This window comes from Caballeronia sp. LZ003 (genome assembly GCF_031451465.1).
GTDB lineage: Bacteria > Pseudomonadota > Gammaproteobacteria > Burkholderiales > Burkholderiaceae > Caballeronia.
In genome coordinates this window covers 1-730 of sequence record NZ_JARUXJ010000108.1, presented here as the reverse complement: position 1 = coordinate 730, position 730 = coordinate 1, and the positions used below count along the sequence as shown (strand labels likewise).

Below are 730 nucleotides of genomic sequence, written 5' to 3'. Positions count from 1 at the left end.
GGTTGCTCAGGCAATGCGCGCGGCCCATCCCGACGCCGAAATCACCGTGCTGGCTGATCTCGGCAACGGGCAGCAGAAGGCAGTTGATGCGGCGCGATCGGTAGGTGGCGCCGTCGCTGTTCCCGACTTTGGAGATACGCGCGGTGATGGCGAAACAGACTTCAACGACATGCACACACGGTTTGGCACGGCCGCTGTCGCCTCGCAGATCAAGAAAGCTGCAAAGCCTGACGGTGACGGTCGACCAGATAAGGGCTGTGTGCCACGCGGCTTCTCAATAACGAAGGAAGGTGTCTTCTATACAGACGATGACGGCATGCCGCATTGGATGTGCTCACCGCTTCATGTGCGTGCCTTGGTTCGTGATCGCGCGTCCGAGAACTGGGGGCGACTGCTGGAGTGGACGGACGCCGATGACCATCCTCACGTGTGGGCCATGCCGATGGAGATGTTGCGCTCGGACGGCGCGGACATGCGCGGCGAACTCGCTCGGCTCGGACTGGACATCGCGCCAAGCAATCGAGCACGTAACAAGCTCACGGAGTACGTGACGACCGCCAAACCAAAAGCGCGGGGGCGGTGCGTCACTCGCACGGGCTGGCATAGCGGCGCTTTCGTCTTCCCCGACCAAACCATCGGAAACGCGTCCGAACGTGTCATCTTTCAATCGGAGGCAATTATGCGTGCATATTCACAGGCCGGAACGTTAGACGACTGGAAGCGCGACGTC

1 protein-coding gene is annotated in these 730 nt (G+C 61.0%); it reads left to right on the top strand.

Annotated features, from left to right (window positions below):
• Positions 1-730 (top strand): DUF927 domain-containing protein (locus tag QCE79_RS33250; protein WP_309851729.1); only part of this gene is annotated, 730 nt, incomplete at both ends.